The organism is Levilactobacillus hammesii DSM 16381, from assembly GCF_001434395.1.
Lineage (GTDB): Bacteria > Bacillota > Bacilli > Lactobacillales > Lactobacillaceae > Levilactobacillus > Levilactobacillus hammesii.
Map to the genome: position 1 here is coordinate 1 of NZ_AZFS01000030.1, position 2775 is coordinate 2775.

Below are 2775 nucleotides of genomic sequence, written 5' to 3' on the forward strand. Positions count from 1 at the left end.
AACAGACTGCCATTGAAAGTTTCCGGGCTTGTTCGGATTAAACTTGTAATTTGCCACACAAAGAAATAAAGGAATTGGTCATCAACTTCTGATTTTTGCCGAAAAATATGCGCGAAACAATAATTGCAAGTGTCTTGAAATTGGAACTGGTACAACTAGTTTTGGACAACTTTATCTTTATCAAAAATGTGGTTTCCGGGTTGTTGGTGTTGATCAAAACTTCTTTACAATTCACTATGATAAAGAGATTACTGAAAATGGTCTTGTTTTAAAAGACATGATACGTTTGAGGAAAGTTCTAAAATAAGTCTTGTTTCTCTTATAGGGTCCATAAGTCCCAAATAGCCCCTCGAAAACATTGAAAGAATAACCCCCAATATCTATAATATAGATGTTGGGGGTTATTTATTTTCATATTATAAAAATAACTCCTTCTATTTGTCATTTTTTCGATACCTTTTAGCACGATTTTGACCAGGAAATAAACGATCATGCGATCCGACTCGAATTCCAATTAAGACTAGTTCATCTTTATCAATCGTATAAACAACCAGGACATCGTTAGTTTCGCTTGGTGTTTTGTTTTTCGGGGTATCTCGTAAGTGAAATTCATTATAACCGCTCATTCGCCGATTAAGCTCATGATCTTCAAATTCTGATGGTAATTGTTGTTGCTCAAGCAACAGATCAATGGCTGCTCGAACTTCATCAATAATAGATTTGTCTAAACTGGCTAACCGTTTTAGATCAGCATTAAAGGTTGCACGTGGTTTAAATCTTAGTTTTTTCATTATTTAAACTGACCCCAATAATCATCATTTGATTCAACAATTTCATCATCAGGTAAAACATGGCGTTTAATTAACTGATCACGCGCAATTGCATATTCTAATGAACCTTCTTTCGCTTTTAATGCTCTTTCTAGCCAGTCCATTTTTTCTTGTGAAACGATGGCCACTGCGCGACTGTTTGAACGAGCAATATAAACGGTTTCATCTTCGTCATTAACTTGATCTAAATATTTTTTTAGATTAGCGCGAAAGTCGCTCTGTGTTAGTGCTAATGTCATATTTACCACCCTTTCATTGTACTTAATATTGTACTTTAAATTGTACTAAAAATCAATTTTTTAAGGAGCTAAAACTATGCAACAAATTGTCTTACCTATCAAAGATTCAAATGTTCTCAAAGAGGTGCAAGATACCTTACTCAACAGCTTTAAAGCTGGCCGGCGTAACTATACAGTTTTTCAAGTTGGCAAAGCGACTCTGCTGCGTGTGAGCGACGTCATGAAGCTTCGTTGGGCAGATGTCTTTAACGAGAACGGCACCGTGCGTCAGAATGCGTTTATCCACGACCAAAAGACCGGTAAAGCGAACCTGCTCTACTTAAAACCCGTGCAAGCTAATTTATTGGCTTATCAAGCTTGGTTACAAGACAATCATTTGGTTTCTGACTGGTTGTTTCCCTCGATTCAGCACCCTGATCGACATATCACGGAAAAACAGTTCTACAAAATTATGGCTAAGACGGGCGATTTACTCGGCATTAATTATCTTGGTACTCATACCATGCGTAAAACCGGCGCTTATCGGGTCTACACGCAGTCTAATTATAATATTGGTTTAGTCATGCACTTATTAAATCATTCCAGCGAGGCCATGACTTTAGCTTATTTAGGCTTGGATCAAGCCAGTCAAGAAACCATGCTCGATCAAATTGATTTTGGTTGATATTAAGCGAGCTATTGCAGCAATTATTCTCTATAATACATTGATAGATAAGCTGAGAAAACAGGAGGCTAAGTATGCGACTTTGGCATGAGCAACTCATTAATAAACTTCCTCGCCAGCAACTACTAGGGCAGCATCGAGAACTTGCTGCTCTAAGAGGCAATGGCTGGGGTAAAAAACATGCAACTGTTAATTATGTATTCAAGCACTCGCCATATAAACTCTATCAATTTCACTTACTGGTACTGCATGAAATGCAGCACTGCGGATATCACCCCAATAAAAACTGGTTTAATCCGCTTTACCGCGGTATTCATTGTGATCCATATATAATTTTGAAAGAATGCCCGATCACTAACCCAATTTATCCAGAGCATAATGACGCATATTTGAAAGAATGTTTAGCTAATTTAGCCAGCAAAGGGATTATTTTATAAAGCAAAAAAATGAGTCTCATACTCGAGGCTCTTTTTTATATTTAGTTAATAATTCATATTAAAATTAAGGTATAGCCTCTAGTTCATATTTTTTATAGTTTACAATTCGTTAACATAGCAAATGATTTTTTTAGTTTTGAATTTATGAGTTTGATTTTGTTGTCGCCAACGGCGGCTTCTAATACAGGTTCTAATCATTTTGGTATAACATAGAATAAATTCTATGTGTAAGTGCGCATTGAACTCATTTCATTCCGTTTAATGACGCTAAAAAATAGCTAACTTGATCATTGAAATAAAGGGTGTTTTTTAGTTCAATGCGCACTTATACACAACAACTAAAGTTGATTGTGCTTATACTAAAAAAAGTTGTATTAGATTTCGCTGCGCTCAAACAAATCTTTTTAATGGCTTTACACCGTTTTTCTTTCTAAACTTAATCACAATCTTTGAATAACTAACTATAAAAAGATGCCTTTAATTTAAACCTGAAATAATTAGCTAATGTTAGGAGTAACTCAGATGGACGAAAAAAAAGTATTAAAGCCCATTGATGAAATGCTTGCTGATCCTTGGCAAGTTGATATTCAAGAATTGTTTGAAGC

Annotated in this window: 4 protein-coding genes and 1 pseudogene; 3 read left to right on the forward strand and 2 right to left on the reverse strand. The window is 35.6% G+C overall.

What is annotated here, in order from left to right; all coding sequences use genetic code 11:
• Positions 1–70: 70 nt before the first annotated feature.
• Positions 71–307: pseudogene (locus tag FD28_RS13020) on the forward strand (GNAT family N-acetyltransferase); the annotation flags it as partial.
• Positions 308–434: 127 nt separating this feature from the next.
• Here FD28_RS13020 and FD28_RS02125 read toward each other — a convergent pair.
• Both FD28_RS02125 and FD28_RS02130 read right to left on the reverse strand, forming a co-directional pair.
• Positions 435–791 carry a type II toxin-antitoxin system YafQ family toxin gene (locus tag FD28_RS02125; RefSeq protein WP_046783591.1) on the reverse strand — a complete coding sequence of 119 codons (357 nt, stop codon included), beginning with the start codon at positions 789–791 and terminating at the stop codon, positions 435–437.
• Positions 791–1069 (reverse strand): type II toxin-antitoxin system Phd/YefM family antitoxin, encoded by a 279-nt coding sequence (locus FD28_RS02130; RefSeq protein ID WP_002834561.1) that lies wholly within the window; start codon positions 1067–1069, stop codon positions 791–793. Before FD28_RS02130 ends, FD28_RS02125 begins: the two co-directional genes overlap by 1 nt.
• Positions 1070–1145: 76 nt before the next feature.
• On the opposite strand from FD28_RS02130, the gene FD28_RS02135 reads away from it, so the two are divergent.
• Both FD28_RS02135 and FD28_RS02140 read left to right on the forward strand, forming a co-directional pair.
• The gene (locus tag FD28_RS02135; protein ID WP_057732126.1) at positions 1146–1733 is read left to right on the forward strand and encodes a site-specific integrase; all 588 of its coding nucleotides are present in this window, start codon (positions 1146–1148) and stop codon (positions 1731–1733) included.
• Positions 1734–1807: 74 nt separating this feature from the next.
• Positions 1808–2170, forward strand: a complete 363-nt coding sequence (locus FD28_RS02140) for a TIGR02328 family protein (protein ID WP_057732128.1) — start codon at positions 1808–1810, stop codon at positions 2168–2170.
• Positions 2171–2775 lie beyond the last annotated feature (605 nt).